This window comes from Priestia sp. D51 (assembly GCF_053345675.1).
Window position 1 is genome coordinate 420,820 of sequence record NZ_JBLTIR010000004.1, and the last position, 18,870, is coordinate 439,689.

The following is an 18,870-nucleotide window of genomic DNA, read 5'->3' on the forward strand; positions in this document are numbered from 1 at the left end:
TATCGTACTCCTCTCATTAAAATTGTAGCATGTGGCTTATACTCAGTCTAACGACTTGTTTACGCGTTTTCAATTTCTTCAATCAGCTCTGAAAGCTCTGCCCAGCGATCAAGCAATGCATTTAATTCTTCATTTGCTTTTTCTTGTTCTAACGATAGGTTATGCGCTTTTGTATAATCGCTGCCCACCTGTTCAATTTCACTTGTTAAGCGTTCAATTTCTTCTTCTTTTGCTGCAATATGATCTTCGATTTCTTCCCATTCTTTTTGTTCTTTATACGTTAAGCGACGCTTTTTCGTTTTCTCCGGCTGTTTTGGCTTTTCTTCTTTCACTTTAGCCTGCTGAGCCATTGCCTGCTTCTTTTTCACCGCTTCTTCTAATTGATCTGTATAAGCGCCAAAATAAGTCGAAATGTTTCCTTCTCCTTCAAAGACAAGTAAGTAATCTGCTACTTTATCTAAGAAATAGCGATCATGTGATACCGTGATAACAACACCTGGAAATTCTTCCAGGTAGTCTTCAAGCACCGTTAGCGTTTGAGTATCCAAATCATTAGTCGGCTCATCTAGCAGTAAAACATTTGGCGATGTCATCAACAATTTCAATAAATATAAACGACGGCGCTCTCCTCCGGACAACTTTTGAATCGGTGTTCCGTGCGTATGTGAAGGAAATAGAAATCTCTCAAGCATTTGCGATGCAGAGATCATTTTCCCATCCGTCGTATGCACAACTTCTGCCGATTCTTTAATATAATCAAGCATGCGTTGATTCAAGTCCATATCATCGCTTTCTTGAGTATAGTAAGCAATTTTAACCGTTTGTCCTCTGTCAATTTCACCGCTGTCCGGCTCAATGCGTCCTGCAATCATATTCAATAGGGTAGACTTTCCGCTTCCGTTCTTACCGACAATTCCAATTCGGTCTTGTTTTTTCACGATGTGCGTAAAGTCTGAAAGAATGATTTTATTTTCATACGTCTTAGACACATCTTTTAATTCAAACACTTTTTTCCCAAGGCGGCTGCCTGCTAAACTTAAATCCAATGATTCTTTTTCAGAAGAATCGAGTTTTCCTTCTAATTCATCAAATCGCTGAATACGCGCTTTTTGTTTAGTCGTACGCGCTTTTGCTCCTCGGCGAATCCAAGCCAATTCATTGCGATATAAGTTGCTTAATTTTGCTTGAGTTGCTTTTTCCTGCTCTTCTCGAATCGCTTTTCCTTCTAGGAAAGCAGCATAGTTTCCTTTATAGCTATATAAATTTCCACCGTCTAATTCAAAAATTCGGTTTGTAACAGCATCCAAGAAATAGCGATCATGAGTAACAAGCAATACGGCTCCTTGATATTTGGATAAATATTCTTCGAGCCATTTAACCGTCTCATAATCCAAGTGGTTAGTGGGCTCATCTAAAATTAATAAATCAGGTGTTTGAATTAGGCTTTGGGCAATTGACACGCGCTTTTTCTGTCCACCTGAAAGTTCGCCGATTTTTGCACTCATATTTGAAATTCCCAGCTTCGTTAAGATCGACTGTGCGTTAGAATTGGCTTCCCACGCGTTCATCGCATCCATTTTCTGCTGTAAATCATACAGTGTCTGCTGGTTCTTCTCGTTTGCAGAATCTTGCTCTAACGCATATAGAGCTAGCTCATAGTTTTTTAATAAATTAAGAAGGGGCGTATCTCCGCTGAAAACTTGCTCTAAAACCGTTAAGTCTTCATCAAAATCGGGATGCTGAGGTAAATATGTCACGCTGTAGTCTTTAGCATGAACAATATCCCCTTCATCTCCCAGCTCTAGACCTGCGATAATTTTAAGAAGCGTCGATTTTCCTGTTCCGTTTACACCAATTAAGCCGATTCGCTCATTTTCCGTAATTGTAAACGTTAGCTGATGAAACAGCTCTTTTTCTCCATATGTTTTTGTTAAGTTTTCAACAGTCAGCATTTTCATAATGATAATTCCACTCTTTCTTAAATTGAACTAAAAATTCTTTCATATATGTATGTCGCTCTTGCGCTAGAGACCGTGCTGTTTGAGTATTCATTAACGCAGTCAGCTTTAACAACTTTTCATAAAAATGAGCAATAGCCGTTGATTTTCCGTGTCTGTATTCTTCCTCTGTCATCTCACTTCGTACAGCAATGTTTTCGTCATACAGAGCCGTGCCTTTAGAACCTGCATACATAAACGTACGTGCGATACCAATCGCACCAATTGCATCTAAGCGATCTGCATCTTGAACAACTTGACCTTCAAGCGTGGCCATAGCCGGACGGTTTCCGCCTTTAAATGACATCGTTTGTAAAATATGAACGATATGCTTGCAGTTCTCTTCTTCTACGCGCTGACTCTTCAGCCACTCCCGCACTTCTTCATACGCTTTTTCAACATCTTCCACTAGCTTATCATCTACCACATCGTGTAAAAGCGCGGCTAGTTCAATAACTTCCCGGTTGCCGCCTTCTTTTTTATATAAAAGCACTGCATTTCGACGCACGCGATCGATATGCTGCCAGTCATGTCCCGTCGTGTCATGCGCAAGCTTTGCTTGAACCCACTTTTCCGTCTTTTCTATTTTGTTCATTTGCTCACCTCAATTATATCCACCATTATTTTAGCACAAAGTAAGGCGCTCGTCTCACTGACAGCTGAGCACCCTTTGAAAACCCTGGCTGAAAAATAAAAAACAGATGGAGATCCACCTGCTTTTACAGCAATTCTTTTATATCTTTTTGAATATCTTTTGGTGCAGTTTGAGGTGCGTATCGCTTCACGACTTCACCTTGACGATTCACTAAAAACTTTGTGAAATTCCACTTTATCGCTTTAGAACCTAGCAGGCCAGGTGCTTGTTCTGTTAAGTATGCAAATAACGGATGTGCATGCTCACCTTTTACATCTACTTTTGCAAACATTGGAAACGAAACGCCGTAGTTTAACTCGCAAAATTGTTCAATATCATTTGAACTTCCTGGCTCTTGACCACCAAATTGATTGCAAGGAAAACCTAGAACCGTTAGACCGTTTTCTTTTTCTTCTTCATACAGCGCCTGTAAATCTTTATATTGAGGGGTGAAGCCGCATTTGCTAGCTGTATTCACAATCAAGAGTACGTCACCTTGATAGTTAGATAGTGATACGTCTTCGTCTTTAATTGTTTTTGCAGAGTATTCATACACGCTCATTAAAACGCCTCCTTTTCCCTATTGTAATTCACTTTATTTCTGAAGTACAACTGAAACGCTCTTATGATTTGTCGTAAAGAACCTTTAGCTGATCAGTCGTTTGCAGCATATAATCAATCATTTCGATTAAATCTCCTACTTGATCTTCGTAAATGAATCGGTTAAAGGTTACCGCAATATTGTTTTCATATTCGTTTCCTCCAACTTCATGAGTAATACGCTGCTTAACCACTCTTGTTGTTCCCCAGATCCTTTCACACATTTCCTGTATGTTTTGAAACTCAGCTTCTTCAAACGTTTTTTGTTTTTTCAGCTGAAAATGAATATAAACTGTACAACCTGGTTTTTCTACACGGGAAGGCGTTAATTCCGCATGAATATTATCTAAGTCGGTTGATAAAGTTAGCGACGCGGTACAGCAAAAATGCTGTTGAAAAGAAATGCGGTACGTTCGAGTAAACTGAGCTAAGTCTACAAAATCTTCGCGATTTGTAACAGATACTTGCCCAGATAAGTCAAGATCATAGATCTCTCCTTCTACAACCACTTTTAAATTATCAAATACAATTGGATCAAACATTTCAACTACTTCCTTTTTTTATAAAATACGAACAGTCAACTCTTCTTCTTTCTTGCCAAATTAATTCATAACATACCTGTTATTTTGTTTTATCTCATAAGAAAAGCGATGCCAAGGCATCGCTTTTCTCTTAAAAAATACCTAGTGCGTGTCCATTCTCGTCAATATCCATATTGAGCGCAGCAGGTTTTTTTGGAAGTCCAGGCATTGTCATAATTGAACCTGTTAGCGCAACGAGAAACCCAGCTCCGAGTGAAGGACGGAATTCCCTTACCGTAATCTTAAAATCTGTTGGTCGTCCAAGCTTCGTCTGATCGTCACTTAATGAATACTGCGTTTTGGCCATACAGATCGGCAGGTGATCCCATCCGTTTGCTTCAAATTGCTGTATTTGCTTTAACGCTTTTGGAGCAAAATCTACGCCTTGTGCTCCGTATACGGTTTTAGCAATAGCTTCTACTTTTTCTGGAATCGAAGCTGACACATCATAAAGAGGAGAAAACTGACTTTCTGTCTCGTTCATGACTTCAAGAATTTTTTCAGCAAGCATGACGCCGCCTTCTCCACCTTTTTCCCATACTTCTGTTAAAGCAACTGGAACATTCTTTGAAGCGCACCAATTCATAAGCGCTTCTACTTCACCTTTTGAATCTGTTACAAAACGGTTCACGGCTACCACATAAGGAACGCCGAATGCCTGAATCGTTTCAATATGTTTTTCAAGATTTTCAATTCCCGCTTCTAAAGCCTCAATGTTTTCTTCATTTAAACGCTCTTTAGGAACACCCCCATGCATTTTCAGAGCGCGAATTGTGGCAACGATTACTACCGTTTCTGGTTTAATATCTGCCACACGAGCTTTAATGTTCAGGAATTTTTCTGCGCCTAAATCTGCCCCAAATCCCGCTTCTGTTACTACATAGTCGCCTAGTTTTGCAGCCATTTTTGTTGCAATGACGCTATTGCAGCCGTGGGCAATGTTAGCAAAAGGACCTCCGTGAATGAGGGCTGGAGTATGTTCCAACGTCTGTACAAGGTTTGGTTTAATCGCATCTTTTAAAAGAAGGGTAAGCGCTCCTTGTGCACCTAAGTCTGCAACCGTTACAGGCTCATTGTCTATGTTATAAGCTACCACAATAGACGCTAAGCGACGCTTTAAGTCTTGTAAATCTGACGCTAAGCAGAAAATAGCCATAATTTCTGATGCAACGGTAATATCAAATCCATCTTCTCGAGGAACACCTTGCATCGGACCACCTAATCCAACGACAACCTGACGCAGCGCACGGTCGTTTAAATCCACCACTCGTTTCCACGTAATTTTACGTGTATCAATACGCAGTTCATTACCTTGATGTATATGGTTATCTAAAATGGCTGCCAGCGCGTTGTTAGTTGTTGTGATGGCATGCAGGTCTCCAGTAAAGTGTAAATTAATATCCTCCATTGGTAGCACTTGAGCATAGCCACCTCCAGCGGCACCTCCTTTAATTCCCATTACCGGACCAAGAGAAGGTTCACGCATGGCGACAATCGCTTTTTTACCTAATCTATGTAATGCCTGAGCTAAGCCAACCGTCACTGTCGACTTCCCTTCTCCTGCTGGAGTTGGATTAATAGCTGTAACTAAAATCACTTTTCCATCTTGTTTTGTGTGTAAACGTTCCATAACGGACAAAGAAAGCTTGGCTTTATAATGTCCGTACGGCTCTAGCTCGGCCTCTGAAATATCGAGCTGCTCGGCAATCTCTTTAATCGGTTTAATCGTTGCCTCTTGTGCAATTTGCAAATCACTTTTTATTTGCTTCTTAGTTGTCATATAAAAACCCCTTTTCTGCTGAGAATTCTTTTTAAACACTTCATCAAAAAAGGATAAAATCCGTTTTCTGGGGGAGATATGAAGTTTAATAAATACAGGAACGACTACTCTATAAATTTTACTGAGTTTCAGTCATGCTAAAAAAGCATAGCAACGCTCCAATTTAACCTTATTGTACCATTTCATTTTAACCATTACGCATATTAATGCTCTTTTTTTTCAAAATTCAATTGCTTAATATTCTGTATATTCCTATAATAGTATATTGTACATAAATGTTGAACCTCATCTTCACGTGAGAAAGAACATTTATACGCGTCATTACTTCGAAATCGAATAGGAGGAATTTTATTGCCTATTAATATTCCACGTGATCTTCCGGCAAAAGAAATTTTAGAAAAAGAGAGAATTTTCATCATGGACGACGTGCGCGCGGTTAACCAAGAAATTCGCCCGCTTAATATTGTTATCCTAAACTTAATGCCGGAAAAAGAAAAAGCTGAAACGCAATTATTACGTTTACTCGGGAACTCACCGCTGCAAGTGCATATTACACTTCTTTACACGGCAAGCCATAAAGCAAAAACAACGAGTAAAAATCACCTAGATCAGTTTTATAAAACGTTTGAACAAATTAAAGAACGAAAATATGACGGAATGATTATTACAGGAGCACCTGTAGAACATATACCATTTGAAGAAGTAAACTACTGGAAAGAACTTCAAGAAATTATGGATTGGTGTAAAACAAATGTGACTTCTACCCTTCATATCTGTTGGGGAGCCCAAGCCGGACTTTATCATCACTTTGGCATTGACAAGCGACCTCTTTCTGATAAATGCACGGGTGTATTTACACATGTTGTATCGAGTGAAGAACCGATTAAGCTCCTGCGAGGATTTGATGATGTCTTTTATTCTCCTCATTCCCGTCACACTGATGTAGACATGAATGAAGTGAAAAATCATCCTGACCTTGAGCTTCTTTCCTACTCTGAAGAAGCTGGTGTTTATATGGCGATGTCTAAAGACGAAAAGTTTGTTTTCGTGACAGGCCACCCAGAGTACGACGTTCAAACACTGCAAGAAGAATTTCTTCGAGATACAGAAAGAGGACTAGAACCAAAGCTTCCGGAACACTATTTCCCAAACAATGATCCTGACAAAAACCCTTTAAAAACATGGCGTTCTCATGCCAACCTGCTGTTTATGAATTGGCTAAACTATTATGTTTACCAAGAGACTCCATATCTGTGGGAATGAAAGAACCGAGTGGCCGTATATCAAACATAAAAAATGACAAGTCCTTATATGGATTTGTCGTTTTTGCATTGATTATATTTCTCTTTTGTAAGCAGCTAGCTTTCTTTTCGATTATTATTTAGAACATAGTTTTATCAAATAAATAAAACACAATCTTCTAAGAGATTGTGTTTTACAGCTCTTTAATATATTCAATGACCGAATCTGGAAATTCGTTTCGTATTCCGCAATTCCCACAATAAAATCCGCTATATTCGTCTGTCGCAACGTATTGCCTTAAAAGAAACAATGTTAACCTATTTGGGAGACCGCATTCTGTGCAAAACGCCAGGTATTTGCTGCGCTGTCTGTTTGCTGACATACGTTTCATCCTTTCGATTAACTATAGAAAGCGTTTTCTTATTTATATGGAGCTTTCTTACTAGTTTATGACAGCAATTACGGTCTATCTCCAATTATTGTCGCGACGAGAAGGGCGGAATAAACGCAGAATTAAATTAATTACAAGTACAATAGCCAAAATGTTAATTAATAACCCAAAAATCCCGCCCAGTGCACCCATATGACCAAGCAAACCGCCAAATAACATCCCTGCCAGACCGCCGTACAGCAGTCCACGAGCGAATCCTCCTCGTTTTGAACGGGTAACGCCTCGATTTACAGTTCCATTTCTGCGATTTGAAAAATTAGATCTCGGCTCATTTTGTCTAACGCTTGGCTGTCTATTAAACGACCGCTTCCCCGAACGATACGACCTTGCACTTACGTTATAGTCGTCTTGATAGGAAATATATTCAGCTAAGGGAGATAAACTTAGCGAAAAAATCAATGCTACGGCAATCATTATTTTTTTCATCTGCTTTTTCCTTTCTTCACCTAATAGTAACTGTTTATTATAGTGCGCTGTTTCATGCATATCATACGTTTTGACACAAAAGGGAAATTCAGCTTCATACAAAGTTTTTAATCGGGTATCATAACGTTATACTTTGCCCTAGAAAGGAGCGTGCATGTACATGATACGGAGAATTAGTATACTGCTGTTCACACTGTGCTTCTTATTTAATGGAGCCCTTCCTGCACTATGTAAAGCAGAACAAGTAAAAAGTGTAGCTGTGCGTGACCGTTTGCTTTATCAAGGTAATAACCACCTAAAGCAAACCGCCCTAACATTTGATGATGGACCGGATCCGCGCTTTACTCCACATGTATTAGATCAATTGAAAAAGCATGGTATTAAAGCAACCTTTTTTCTTATTGGGGCAAAAGCTCATGAACATCCTGAGCTGGTGAAGAGAATGGTAGCTGAAGGTCATGCTGTTGGGATTCATACCTATTGGCACCCCAACTTACTAAAAGAATCGACTGAAAAGTTTCACTGGGAAATTGCCAAAACTCAGGCTATTATTAAAAATATTACCGGGTTTGAAACACAGCTGTTTCGTCCTCCCTATGGAAATTTAACGCAAGAAATGATCAGCGAGCTGCCAAATGAAAATGTCTATGCGATTAACTGGTCTTCTGATTCATTAGACTGGAAGCAAATCCCAGAAGCAGAAATCACCAAGAATGTATTTAAGAACATGCACGCTGGAACAATTGTTTTGATGCACGACGGCGGCCATTGGACCATGGACCTTTCCAACACCCCAAAGTCGCTGGATACCATCATTCCTAGACTTAAACAAGAAGGATATCATTTTGTGACCGTCCCAGAACTATTGCACATCCCTTATCCAAAAAATTAAGCTCCAACGAGTTTCTGATATAGAAACTCGTTGGAGCTTTACGATTTACCTTAATAGAAAGTAAATATGCCTCTCCTACAAAAAGTGCGTGTCAAAAGATCTAATTCAAATCCATCTTAAAACTCAAAGATATGCCCTATTTCTTCAAAACGTTATCATACTAAAGATACAAAATGAGGCATTCTTTTTTTGTTCCATCACTCTACAATAAAGGGAATTTAAGGATAACCTCTAAAATAGGTTTTAAGTTGCATAATTAGGAGTAAATATTACTATAACTACTCTCATATTTTTAGACAAGCTGCATATGTATAAAATGAGAGAGTCGAACGCATTCCACATATCCCTAAATTTCTTCTTCTCACAAAAAAATTGACGAACTTTTTCTGTCAACAGGTGCGTATAGATATGATAGAATTCCTATATAATGACCTGGATTCATTTCTAAACAAGGAGTTTTGACTATGATTAATGAACAAGAGACGTTGTTATTTATTAAAGAACTTGGCCGCTTGTTGAAAGACTATCAAAACTGTTCAAACGCCTCTGTAAAAAGTGAAATATATAAAGATATCGTGTTGTTGAGCAATGTTATCCAGTTAGATCACGTGAACGTTTCTTACGCTTAGAAAATCCTTTTTATTTCTTTATAAATTTCAGTTTTTCTACCATAACTACAGAAAAGGAAGAAAAGAGACGATTTCCATCCATCTCTTTTCTTCCTTTTCTCGTTCTCATATTTTTATGGTTATTTAGAACATAGTTTTATTAAAATTGCTATAGAGTTTTTCGAGTGTCTTCGGTCCAACTATTCCATCTACCTGCAGATAAAGTGCTTGTTGAAAAGCTTTTACCGCTTTGAGAGTGGAAGACCCGAATATACCGTCTGCTCCTCCAAAAAGAGAATAGCCTAAGTGAATAAGCATACGTTGAATTAACTGTACTTGATTTCCTCGATCTCCGTATTCAATTAGCACTCTTGAAACCTTTTCCGTCTGTTTCTCAGGTTTTTTTCCACTTCGAAGCTCCGACAAAGATAAACCGAATGTATATTGAAAATGAGGATAATCTTTTAAGCTTTTCCAATCTCCTCCCCATTCCAACCCGATCCTTTTTCCTACCTCTCCCGCTTTGTTCCATCTTCGATCAATGGTCCAGTCAACTTCTCCGTTGTTATCAAGCAGCGCAATATCAATAGCTAGTCCATAATTATGATAAGAATAGCCGCCTTTGGCATTAGTCACGATACTTCCTGGTGTTGTTCGGCCTTGTGAATATAGTTTATGCTGCTGCTCTATCGATCTAAATCCTTCAGTGATCACAATAAATATACTTTCTTTATATGCTTGCCTAATGAGTTCGTACGCTTTTTCTTGCACTATTTCATGTACATTCTGCAGCTTATTTTCTGCTTTTTTTAACAGCTTGTCTAATGATAAATCGCTCATACTCCCCACTCCTTAACTAGATGGCTTCTCCTTATATATACGTATAAGACGAACTCTAAGGGAGGCATCCAGTATCAGTTTATGCGGAAAGTAGTTAAGTGGTGCAACAGTGCCGCCTGCTGTGTAGAGCTGCTGTTATTTCAGTACCCAGTGGCTGATAGCCTTCGCTACTCCGTTATTGACATTTGTATCTGTCACCCAGTCCGCTGCTTCTTTTACAGCTTCCTGAGCATTTCCCATGGCGATTCCACAACCTGCCGCTTCAATCATAGCCATATCATTTAAGCTGTCTCCCATTGCAATGACTTCATCCATTGAAATGCCCAAACGTTCACATACAGTCATGATCCCTTTTGCTTTGTTAATACCAAGTGCATTAATTTCTAGATTCGTTAAACTAGAGTTGCTGATTTCAAAATCTGAAATGCCTGCTATTTGTTTCAGCACTTCTTCTCGTAAAGCATCATCTGGAATATCGTAGCCAAACTTCAGCCATTCCTGTGAAGCAATATCTTCTGGAAATTCATCTCTCCATACTTTATCCGTCGTCACAGCCCAGAAGTTAAGCTTATGCTCTTGCGTTAAATTCCACATTTTCTCAATGTGTGAAGCATCAATTAACTTTCGTTCTACAAGCTGTCCAGATTCATCCCAAATTTCACTTCCGTTTACTGTAATAAGGTAAGAAGACAGCTGAAGAGACTGCGCGTATTCACGGCATGTTAAAAGAGATCGCCCCGTGCTTAATACCACATGAACACCTTGTTCTTGAGCTTTAGCAATGGCCGCACGATTTTCTTCAGAAACTTCTTGCTGATTGTTCAGCAGGGTTCCATCCATATCTAGTGCAATCAGTTTAAATTCTTTCTTTTCATTTGTTTGCATCTTTCTCTCTCCTTCTCATCAATAGTAAGTATGACATTACGCTGAGTATTTAACTTATACTATGTAACTCTTACTATAACTGTAGCACAGGAACATTTCACTCTGCATCAGATAAGCGCTAAAATGGTCAATTATTCTCTGGGGAATAATTGAAGGAAAGCAGCATACCTTTGCCGTAATTTATATTTAAAGCTTTTCATTTTTATTTATTTCAACTAGAATTTTGGTAAAAGGATGTGAATGTTATGAACACTATTATTTCACCGGCTGACTTACATACTGCATTACAGCAACCCCAACACTGCATTGTGTTGCTTGACTGCCGATTTACCCTTGGAAAGCCTGAGGCAGGAGCAGATGCTTATCAAAATGAGCACCTCCCGGATGCTCATTATTTGGATTTAGAAAAAGATTTGTCCTCTGTGGCTACTTCTCACGGAGGCAGACACCCGCTGCCCGATGTTCAAAAGCTCGCTCAGAAGCTCGGCAACTTAGGAATTAATGCTGATTCCAGAGTCGTCGTTTATGATGAACAAAACGGAATGATGGCTTCAAGAGCATGGTGGCTACTGCGATATATAGGAATTGAATACGTACAAATTTTAAATGGAGGTTTTAATAACTGGAAACAATCGGGATATGAAACAACTAAGAGCGTTCCAGCATCTTCTCCTCAAACTTTTGTACCTTTCGTTCAACAAGATTGGGGAGTTGCAGGAGTTGAATACATAAAAGAGAATCTTCATAATCCTAATGTTGTTCTTGTCGACTCTCGTGAAAAAAAGAGATATCTCGGCTTAGAAGAACCCATTGATTTTGTAGCAGGACATATTCCAGGCGCCATTCATTCTTTTTGGCAAGATGTGTTAACTTCAGAAGGTTTATGGAAAACAGATAAAGAGTGGAAGGAGATGTTTTCAGCTATTGATTCTCACGCTGAAATCATTGTATACTGCGGATCGGGTGTATCTGCTTGCCCTAACGTTTTGGCTTTAAAATCAGCCGGTTTTCCAAATGTAAAATTATATGCCGGCAGCTGGAGCGATTGGATTAGCTATCGTGACAATCCAATCGAGAAAAACAGATAGATAAAGAAGGCTCAGTCTCACCAAAAGTATAGAGACTGAACCTTCTTTTTTTATATTTTTCTTATTAGCCGCATGCTATTTACTGAGCCTCAACATAAAATCATGAAGCCGATCTAAGGTAAGCAAGTTTTGATTACACGCTTCGCTATCTTGACAAATATAATTTCCTCGTTGGGTAAATGTTCCTTGAACAGTTCCTTTGATTTCAGCAGTGAACATACCGACTTCCTCGTAGCTGTGGCAAAGTGTGCATATTCCCTTCTGGTTGATAGGCTTAAATGTTCCTTGAATACCTTTTAGCTTCTGAGTATAGAGATCCTGCGCTACGATAAACTTTTTGTTTGAGCCTTTATCGACCCAGCTAACATATGAAATGCTCCCTAGATCAATGGTATCAACTGAAGGAATCTTTAACTTTTTCACTTTCGGAAACAATTTTTTCACGCCAGCTTCTGTAAACGATTTAAATGAAATCACGTAAGGCTTTATCGTTTCTAAAAACACCTCTGCTTGTTCTTTATTTTTAACTTCAGCAACCGGTAGCAATAACTCTTCCTGTTCCTCAGTAAGAACTCCAAACGCGTTTAATACTTTTTCTTTTGCAAGAGCTTTTAAAGCCTGCAGCACATCGGAATTGTTCACTGTTCCATACCCATTGATAAGAATTTGCGTTTGGCTTTTGATAAAGTTATATTGATCATTTCTTATAAACGCTTCCACGTTCTTCACTCCTTCTTCAGGTAATCAGCTACTTTTTACTTTACCGTATGGATTCCTTTTACGAAATGTAAAAAATAAATCAGAAATAAACTATACCTAAAAAAGCGCGGGCATTCAGTCGCCCGCGCTTGATTTTTACCGTTGCTTTTTATATACAATTTTTTTGATGGTTTCGGTTGATAAGAAGTATTCACGGGCTAGCTCCTCGATTGAAGCTCCTTTTTTGAACAACGTCTTAATCTGTTCGTTTCGCTCATCAATCAACTTTCTTCCACCAGAGCAAGTGCCCCATTTCTTCCTTGCCTTCTGCGGCTTCGGAATATAAATGGTTTCTCCTTGAATATATTTTTGAATTTCACTAATCAGCTCTTCAGGTAAAATATTTGTTGCTTTTACATACGTCATTTCTGCCAGCTCCTTATGTGATTTTGCTTATACAATAAGGGGCAAAGCCGTATATATTAGAAATGAGATATGCTCGGTTAGGCGATGTCTATTACTAAACCGTCCACCCCATGCAAAGTATCGCCTCTCTAATATCAGGCTTTGCATGAGACGCTGCAGTATCCGGTAAATATCTTTTATTCACCATTTATTACACCTCCGCTTTACATCGAATGGAAACCAAGCTTGTAGAAAATTACAATTATTGGCTCAGATTTTATTATAAGCTATCTGCAATCTTGCAGACAATACTTTCTTACTTATAAAGATGACACCGTAAATAAAACGAACTTGCAGTGAGCTCGTTGTTCTCCCTGCAAGTTCGTTTTATTTTTGTTATGAACGCTTCTGCTTTTTGTTAGCTGAACTGCTTTGAACACCTTGTTCAGAAGTGGTCGTCCCTTGTCCTTCTACATTTGGTGAACCTAGCTCTGATTTTGAGCGGTCTTTTTTAATTTTACTCATGTCACTCACCTCCAGTTTGTAGTGTACCCTTTGTACAGCTACATATAAGGAGACGCGTGCTGTTTTTATTGTTTCTTGAGCATAAATAGCCATAGAAACGTTAAGGCTTGCTTTAATTCATTTGGGAGCTGTCCAATCAGCTTATCAGTAACATTTCGCTTATATACACCTTCGCCATCGATTACTTCCCATCCATTTTCTTTTGCAAGCTGTTCAAACTCCCACGGCATCATCGTATTGCAAATAACGTCTTCCCCATATAGTCTTTGATAACTGTTGGTACGAGGCTGAGCAGTTGGCCCAAGAATACCTACGCATGCATATCCTCCTGGTTTTACAACTCGGTACAATTCCTTCAAAGCTAATCGAGGATGCTCAGTCCATTCTAACGCATTGATTACCATAACCCCTTCTACTGATTCAGAAGACAGCGGGAGCTTCATAATATCAGCTTGAGCGAACGACAAATTTTCACTTTTATGCAGCTGCGATGCTTTTTGAATCATTTCTTCCGATAAATCAAGACCGATTGTTTTGTATCCAGAAGCAGCTAGAAGAGATGTCCCAAACCCATCACCGCAGCCCACGTCTGCCACTATACCACCTGATTTAAGATGTTTTTGAACAAATGGAATCACTGTTTTCCGACTTCCGTTTTTCCACATTTCTTCACTTCGACTATTCCAAAATGATACTTTTTGGTTCCACTCGTCTTGAGCTTGATCATGCCAATTAAATGTTGTCATTTTTTATCCCCTTTGCACTCTTTTCTTTACCTTATCACTTTTTATAATGAATAAAAACGACTATTTCAGCAACCATATAGATGTAAAGGAAGGTGTTTATTTGTATGAAAGAACGTTTCGTTGCAGTACGTAAAAATGCAGACGGTGACCTCTTAGAATTCCAAACGGCTTCAGGAGACGTTTTAACCTATGAAGAAGCGTTAAAGAAAGTAGAAGCTGGGGACGTTGAGCATGTGAGTACCTTTGTAGGGAAAGACGGCGGTACGTATATTCGCAGCATTCCTGACCATGACAAAACAAATAATCTCGATGCATTGCCATCGTTTTAAAGGAGAATGGATATGACAAAAAAGAATAACAAAGGAAGCGCTAATCAAAGTAATCCAAAAACGCAGCACCACCTTGTTGAAATGGGTGAAGAAATTTCAAGCGGGGATAATTCAAAGGGAAACAAACGCAACAAAGATCAGTCTAGTAAAACACAATAAAAAAAGCCGTGCTTTTTAGCACGGCTTTTTTTATTAATGTTGGCTTGGAAGACCTAATGTTGAAAAATCTCCTGTTGCTACGCTTGTTCCAACTGAAGCAACACCTGCTACTAATGTAAACGCTAATGCCATACCGACTAATACTTTTTTCATAATTATTTCCTCCTCTTTCTTTGATTTGACTCTAGTGTATCACAGGATAAAAGTAGATGAATTCCTTTCTATCAGCATTTATCACCTTAAAACCATGGATTTCCTCCATTTTGATAGAAATTTCTCAAAAATTATAATGATAGGAATATTTTAAACAAATAGAGCTTCAAGTTCTTTTTCTACTAGCTTGACGAATCGCTCGTTTCGCTGCAAGGTGAAAATGGTCATAGACTTTTCCATATATTCTTTACCTTGTTCAATTTTACCTAATTTGATTAAGCTCTCTCCTGCTTGGTAATGAAGTTCTCCAAATAAATACATTGATTCATTACTAATGCACAAATCGATTCCTCGGTTGCTATATATCAATGATTCATCATAGTTACTCATATCTCCAAGCGTTTTGGCAAGTGCATTTAAAATTCTAATTTTTATATTTTCGTCTTTTGTTTGGGGCAGCTCATTTAAGCTTTTGAGTGCTGTTTGATATGTATCTAGAGCCTGTTCATACTCTTTCTCTTCATAAAGAATAATCCCAATGCTATTTAAAATTTCAATTTCTCTTTCTTTATAAAACGTTGCCGATTGCTTAGTAAGCTCGATCGCTTGGTACATTTTAGACAGCGCATCTTCTTTATTATGATGAATGTAATACACGCAAATACCCTCGTGCCACATTAAAAATTGCTTGTTCAGCGGATTTTGAAACAGGGGACTTTCTTTTTCTTTTACAATGATATTATGAATAGCATCATAATCTCTCTGACGAATATATTGACGAATTAACGATTGAACCGCATCTACGTAATCAAGTCGAGGTGATTCTACACTATCAAAAAAGTAGTTAACATCTACGCCAAGGCGCTTAGAAATTTTATAGAGGGTAATGCTTGATGGATATTCTTCACCATTTTCAATTTTGCTGATTTGCGCTTGTGTACAAATGTCTCTTGATAATTCTTGTTGTGTCAACCCTGCCATTTTGCGAAGGTCTCTCATAACACTCCCAATTCTATACTCTCTCATCTCTTTTCTCACCCTTACTTTCACATAATATATTCTCTCTATAAACATATAGTGCTTTTATTTAGATAGTCAACTGTAAACACGTTAAAAATTTATGCAATGTTTCGAAATTGACCATTCCCTATAATAGCAAATTAATCTATAAGAGTAAAATAGTGTATTATTTTTCTTCTCTAAAAAATCCGAACGATAAATCGTTCGGATTTTCCTTCAACTAACATATTTTTGTTCCAGCCTCATTTACATTTTTCATTTATAAACAGGATATCCAACAAATTTAAAGTCTTTACCGATTGAAATAACAGAAAGACGCTCCACGTCCACTGCATCCCACATCTTTTCTACGCCTTTTCCTTCTAGAAAAGTAGGAGCTTCTTTTCCTCCTGAAAGCTTTGGAGCCATATACAGCACCAATTTATCAATTAAACGATTTTCTAGAAATGCGGCATTCACTTCGCCGCCTCCTTCAATTAAAAGAGACGACACAAATTTCTCACCTAGTATAGAAAGCATATCTTCAAGATTTACTTTGTCCTCACCGCTTGTGACAAATACTTCGACGCCTTGTTTCTCAAGCTGTTCTTTTTTTTCTTTTGAATAGCCCTGACTTGTAAATACCCATGTTGGGGCTAAAGAATCCGTTGCTAGCTTGGAATCAAGGGGCATACGCAACTTCGAATCCATCACAATACGAATCGGGCTTCGGCCGCCTTCGATGCGAGTTGTCAGCTCGGGGTTGTCCTTAATGACCGTGTTCACCCCTACTAAGATACCCGCCGTTTCATGACGAAGCTGATGTACATCCAAACGAGCTGCCTCAGACGTAATCCACTTGCTGTGAGAAAAAGCAGTAGCTATTTTACCGTCTAACGTAATCGCTGACTTTAACGAAACAAACGGCTTCTTCGTTACAATATACTTATTGAAGACTTCGTTCATTTGACGTGACTCTTCTTCACATACACCTGTTATGACCTCAATGCCTGCTTTTTCTAAAATTTCAACTCCATTACCTGCTACTAAAGGGTTGGGGTCTAAAGTTGCTATGACCACTTTTTTTACACCGGCTGCAACCAGCGCTTCAGCACAAGGACCTGTACGTCCGTGGTGTGAACAAGGCTCTAGCGTTACATAAGCAGTCGCTCCTTGTGCTTGTTCGCCAGCCATTCGCAGCGCATGAATTTCAGCGTGAGGCTCTCCCGCTTTTAAATGCGTACCGATTCCAACGATTCGATTATCGTTTACAATGACAGATCCTACAAGCGGATTTGGATCTGTTTGTCCTTTTGTTGCTTTTGCGTTTTGTAAAGCTATATTCATATAAAATTCGTGATTGATCAAAGAAGAACCTCCTCTTTTAAGTGTCCTGAACGTTTAACTTTGGTGTCTAGATACTTTTCATTAAACTGAGATACATCTCCCCAAAGTGGAACGCGCCCTGATAAAAGTGCGCCGTTTTTCTCAAGTGCGATTAGCTTTTTCGGATTATTCGTAATCAGCGTAACAGGTTTTTGACGCAGTACTTTTAACACACTGATGGCCTCGCTATAACTGCGAGTATCATCTTCAAATCCTAACCCTTCATTCGCCTCTACCGTATCAAATCCGTTTTCTTGAAGAACGTATGCCATTGCTTTGCTGAATAGGCCAATGCCGCGTCCTTCATGATTTGCTAAATAAAATAGCGCTCCGCTTCCATTTTCGACAATCATTTTCATCGATTGTTTTAATTGAAAACCACAGTCGCAGCGTTTGCTTCCGAATATGTCTCCCGTATGGCAGATACTGTGCATACGAATGAGTGCCTCATGCGATTCTTGAAAATCTCCGTACACAAGAACACTCGATTGCTGCATGTCAGCTAAATTAGCTCCTTGCATTTTTTCAATAAGCTCTTCCGTACTTAAAGATCCTTCTTTTACATTATCAGAACGCAACCATGAATACCAACTAAATACTTGTGTCTCTCCATCTAGATTCACCGGAAGCGTGATAGGTCCTACTATATAAATAAAATGATCATCATTTTTTACTACATTAATTTTATCTTTTAAAATTGAAACAACTTTTTCGTTAATCACAGTCATTTCCTCCTCTTATGTGTCTTTCACTTATCTACTCTTTTCACATTGTGCTCAATCTCTCACATGAACAAATATTTCTTCTAGCACTTCACTACATTTATCTTTTTTAATTGATGTATTAGCTTACTAAAAGTAAGTAACTTTACTTGCTTAAAGTATTATATGACGATACATTTATCTTGTAAAGCTTTTATGTTCTCTTTGTTACTTTTAGTAATTAACTTCTTTAATTATATAAATTATATAATTAAAACATAAAAACGTAAAGTAATTTATGTTCTTTAAGTAATTAAATTACACAACACTAGATAAAATGCTGACTTTGTTTTATAATATAGGAAGAGAATGGAGGTAATAACATGGACGGTTTAGCACTCTGCCCGCGTTTTGAAAAGGCTGTTACTATACTAACGAAACGTTGGACGAGTTTGATCATTTTTCAGCTGCTTTCCGGCTCACAGCGGTTTTCTCAAATGCAAGAAGCACTTCCAGTAAGCGGAAGGCTCTTATCCGAGCGCTTAAAAGAATTAGAGCATGAAGGAATCGTCATTCGTACGGTTATTCCGGAAACTCCTGTTCGAATCGAGTATTCGCTATCCGACAAAGGATTAGCACTGGCGCCGGTAATTCAGGAAATTCAGACATGGTCCAGTGAGTGGATTACAAAAGAAGAAGTGGAATAAAAGAAATCTCTAAAGAAATCAGGAAGGCTTCAATATC

23 protein-coding genes are annotated in these 18,870 nt (G+C 38.5%); 7 read left to right on the plus strand and 16 right to left on the minus strand.

All coding sequences use genetic code 11. The annotated features are described in order from the left end of the window. Positions 1-59: 59 nt before the first annotated feature. The 5 genes from ACNHOZ_RS18905 to ACNHOZ_RS18925 all read right to left on the minus strand — a co-directional run bounded on the left by ACNHOZ_RS18905 (position 60) and on the right by ACNHOZ_RS18925 (position 5,592). Positions 60-1,958 carry an ABC-F family ATP-binding cassette domain-containing protein gene (locus ACNHOZ_RS18905; protein ID WP_033578764.1) on the minus strand — a complete coding sequence of 633 codons (1,899 nt, stop codon included), beginning with the start codon at positions 1,956-1,958 and terminating at the stop codon, positions 60-62. Then, entirely contained in the window at positions 1,939-2,592 is a 654-nt protein-coding gene (locus ACNHOZ_RS18910; RefSeq protein ID WP_033578763.1) for an HD domain-containing protein, read from the minus strand. Before ACNHOZ_RS18910 ends, ACNHOZ_RS18905 begins: the two co-directional genes overlap by 20 nt. A 124-nt stretch (positions 2,593-2,716) precedes the next feature. Continuing rightward, positions 2,717-3,193 (minus strand): glutathione peroxidase, encoded by a 477-nt coding sequence (locus tag ACNHOZ_RS18915; protein ID WP_028413651.1) that lies wholly within the window; start codon positions 3,191-3,193, stop codon positions 2,717-2,719. Between the two features lie 61 nt (positions 3,194-3,254). Beyond that, positions 3,255-3,773, minus strand: a complete 519-nt coding sequence (locus ACNHOZ_RS18920) for a hypothetical protein (RefSeq protein WP_168760665.1) — start codon at positions 3,771-3,773, stop codon at positions 3,255-3,257. A gap of 130 nt (positions 3,774-3,903) precedes the next feature. Continuing rightward, the gene (locus ACNHOZ_RS18925; protein WP_447697275.1) at positions 3,904-5,592 is read right to left on the minus strand and encodes a formate--tetrahydrofolate ligase; all 1,689 of its coding nucleotides are present in this window, start codon (positions 5,590-5,592) and stop codon (positions 3,904-3,906) included. Positions 5,593-5,943: 351 nt separating this feature from the next. Here ACNHOZ_RS18925 and metA point away from each other — a divergent pair, with 351 nt between their 5' ends. Further along, positions 5,944-6,855: a homoserine O-acetyltransferase MetA gene (metA, locus tag ACNHOZ_RS18930; RefSeq protein ID WP_025752026.1), complete on the plus strand. Its 912-nt coding sequence runs from the start codon at positions 5,944-5,946 to the stop codon at positions 6,853-6,855. A 172-nt stretch (positions 6,856-7,027) separates the two neighbouring features. Here the strand turns inward: metA and ACNHOZ_RS18935 are convergent, their stop codons facing one another. Next, complete coding sequence (locus ACNHOZ_RS18935) at positions 7,028-7,216, minus strand: hypothetical protein (protein WP_014460480.1); 189 nt, start codon at positions 7,214-7,216, stop codon at positions 7,028-7,030. An 84-nt stretch (positions 7,217-7,300) separates the two neighbouring features. After that, complete coding sequence (locus tag ACNHOZ_RS18940; RefSeq protein WP_048021305.1) at positions 7,301-7,711, minus strand: hypothetical protein; 411 nt, start codon at positions 7,709-7,711, stop codon at positions 7,301-7,303. A 160-nt stretch (positions 7,712-7,871) separates the two neighbouring features. On the opposite strand from ACNHOZ_RS18940, the gene ACNHOZ_RS18945 reads away from it, so the two are divergent. Further along, positions 7,872-8,603, plus strand: coding sequence for a polysaccharide deacetylase family protein (locus ACNHOZ_RS18945; RefSeq protein WP_048021307.1), 732 nt, complete (start codon positions 7,872-7,874; stop codon positions 8,601-8,603). A 464-nt stretch (positions 8,604-9,067) separates the two neighbouring features. Then, positions 9,068-9,232, plus strand: a complete 165-nt coding sequence (locus ACNHOZ_RS18950; RefSeq protein ID WP_013056680.1) for a hypothetical protein — start codon at positions 9,068-9,070, stop codon at positions 9,230-9,232. Between the two features lie 123 nt (positions 9,233-9,355). Here ACNHOZ_RS18950 and ACNHOZ_RS18955 read toward each other — a convergent pair whose 3' ends face one another. Together ACNHOZ_RS18955 and ACNHOZ_RS18960 are read right to left on the minus strand one after the other, a co-directional pair. Next, the gene (locus ACNHOZ_RS18955) at positions 9,356-10,051 is read right to left on the minus strand and encodes a peptidoglycan-binding protein (RefSeq protein ID WP_048021309.1); all 696 of its coding nucleotides are present in this window, start codon (positions 10,049-10,051) and stop codon (positions 9,356-9,358) included. Positions 10,052-10,186: 135 nt separating this feature from the next. After that, complete coding sequence (locus ACNHOZ_RS18960) at positions 10,187-10,936, minus strand: Cof-type HAD-IIB family hydrolase (protein ID WP_048021311.1); 750 nt, start codon at positions 10,934-10,936, stop codon at positions 10,187-10,189. Between the two features lie 245 nt (positions 10,937-11,181). Here ACNHOZ_RS18960 and ACNHOZ_RS18965 point away from each other — a divergent pair, with 245 nt between their 5' ends. Next, positions 11,182-12,024, plus strand: a complete 843-nt coding sequence (locus ACNHOZ_RS18965; RefSeq protein WP_048021313.1) for a sulfurtransferase — start codon at positions 11,182-11,184, stop codon at positions 12,022-12,024. A gap of 75 nt (positions 12,025-12,099) precedes the next feature. On the opposite strand, the gene ACNHOZ_RS18970 is transcribed toward ACNHOZ_RS18965, so the two are convergent. From ACNHOZ_RS18970 to ACNHOZ_RS18985, 4 genes are all read right to left on the minus strand, one after another. Further along, on the minus strand, positions 12,100-12,744 hold the full coding sequence (locus tag ACNHOZ_RS18970) for a FusB/FusC family EF-G-binding protein (protein ID WP_048021315.1): 645 nt from the start codon (positions 12,742-12,744) through the stop codon (positions 12,100-12,102). Between the two features lie 135 nt (positions 12,745-12,879). Beyond that, positions 12,880-13,158, minus strand: a complete 279-nt coding sequence (locus ACNHOZ_RS18975) for a CD3324 family protein (protein ID WP_285852074.1) — start codon at positions 13,156-13,158, stop codon at positions 12,880-12,882. 366 nt (positions 13,159-13,524) lie between these two features. Next, positions 13,525-13,653: a YuzL family protein gene (locus ACNHOZ_RS18980; RefSeq protein WP_013056674.1), complete on the minus strand. Its 129-nt coding sequence runs from the start codon at positions 13,651-13,653 to the stop codon at positions 13,525-13,527. 65 nt (positions 13,654-13,718) lie between these two features. Beyond that, positions 13,719-14,399, minus strand: coding sequence for a class I SAM-dependent methyltransferase (locus tag ACNHOZ_RS18985; RefSeq protein ID WP_028413664.1), 681 nt, complete (start codon positions 14,397-14,399; stop codon positions 13,719-13,721). A 104-nt stretch (positions 14,400-14,503) separates the two neighbouring features. Here ACNHOZ_RS18985 and ACNHOZ_RS18990 point away from each other — a divergent pair, with 104 nt between their 5' ends. Both ACNHOZ_RS18990 and ACNHOZ_RS18995 read left to right on the plus strand, forming a co-directional pair. Then, on the plus strand, positions 14,504-14,728 hold the full coding sequence (locus ACNHOZ_RS18990; RefSeq protein WP_013056672.1) for a DUF3892 domain-containing protein: 225 nt from the start codon (positions 14,504-14,506) through the stop codon (positions 14,726-14,728). 12 nt (positions 14,729-14,740) lie between these two features. Further along, positions 14,741-14,887: a hypothetical protein gene (locus ACNHOZ_RS18995; protein ID WP_013056671.1), complete on the plus strand. Its 147-nt coding sequence runs from the start codon at positions 14,741-14,743 to the stop codon at positions 14,885-14,887. A gap of 303 nt (positions 14,888-15,190) precedes the next feature. Here ACNHOZ_RS18995 and ACNHOZ_RS19000 read toward each other — a convergent pair whose 3' ends face one another. From ACNHOZ_RS19000 to ACNHOZ_RS19010, 3 genes are all read right to left on the minus strand, one after another. Further along, a complete protein-coding gene (locus ACNHOZ_RS19000; RefSeq protein ID WP_014460489.1) occupies positions 15,191-16,066 on the minus strand; it encodes a helix-turn-helix domain-containing protein in 876 nt (291 codons plus the stop codon). 249 nt (positions 16,067-16,315) lie between these two features. Next, complete coding sequence (gene ribD / locus ACNHOZ_RS19005) at positions 16,316-17,407, minus strand: bifunctional diaminohydroxyphosphoribosylaminopyrimidine deaminase/5-amino-6-(5-phosphoribosylamino)uracil reductase RibD (RefSeq protein WP_048021317.1); 1,092 nt, start codon at positions 17,405-17,407, stop codon at positions 16,316-16,318. Continuing rightward, positions 17,404-18,147: a GTP cyclohydrolase II gene (locus ACNHOZ_RS19010; protein WP_033578753.1), complete on the minus strand. Its 744-nt coding sequence runs from the start codon at positions 18,145-18,147 to the stop codon at positions 17,404-17,406. Before ACNHOZ_RS19010 ends, ribD begins: the two co-directional genes overlap by 4 nt. 362 nt (positions 18,148-18,509) lie before the next feature. Here ACNHOZ_RS19010 and ACNHOZ_RS19015 point away from each other — a divergent pair, with 362 nt between their 5' ends. After that, positions 18,510-18,833 (plus strand): winged helix-turn-helix transcriptional regulator, encoded by a 324-nt coding sequence (locus ACNHOZ_RS19015; protein ID WP_014460492.1) that lies wholly within the window; start codon positions 18,510-18,512, stop codon positions 18,831-18,833. Positions 18,834-18,870: the final 37 nt, after the last annotated feature.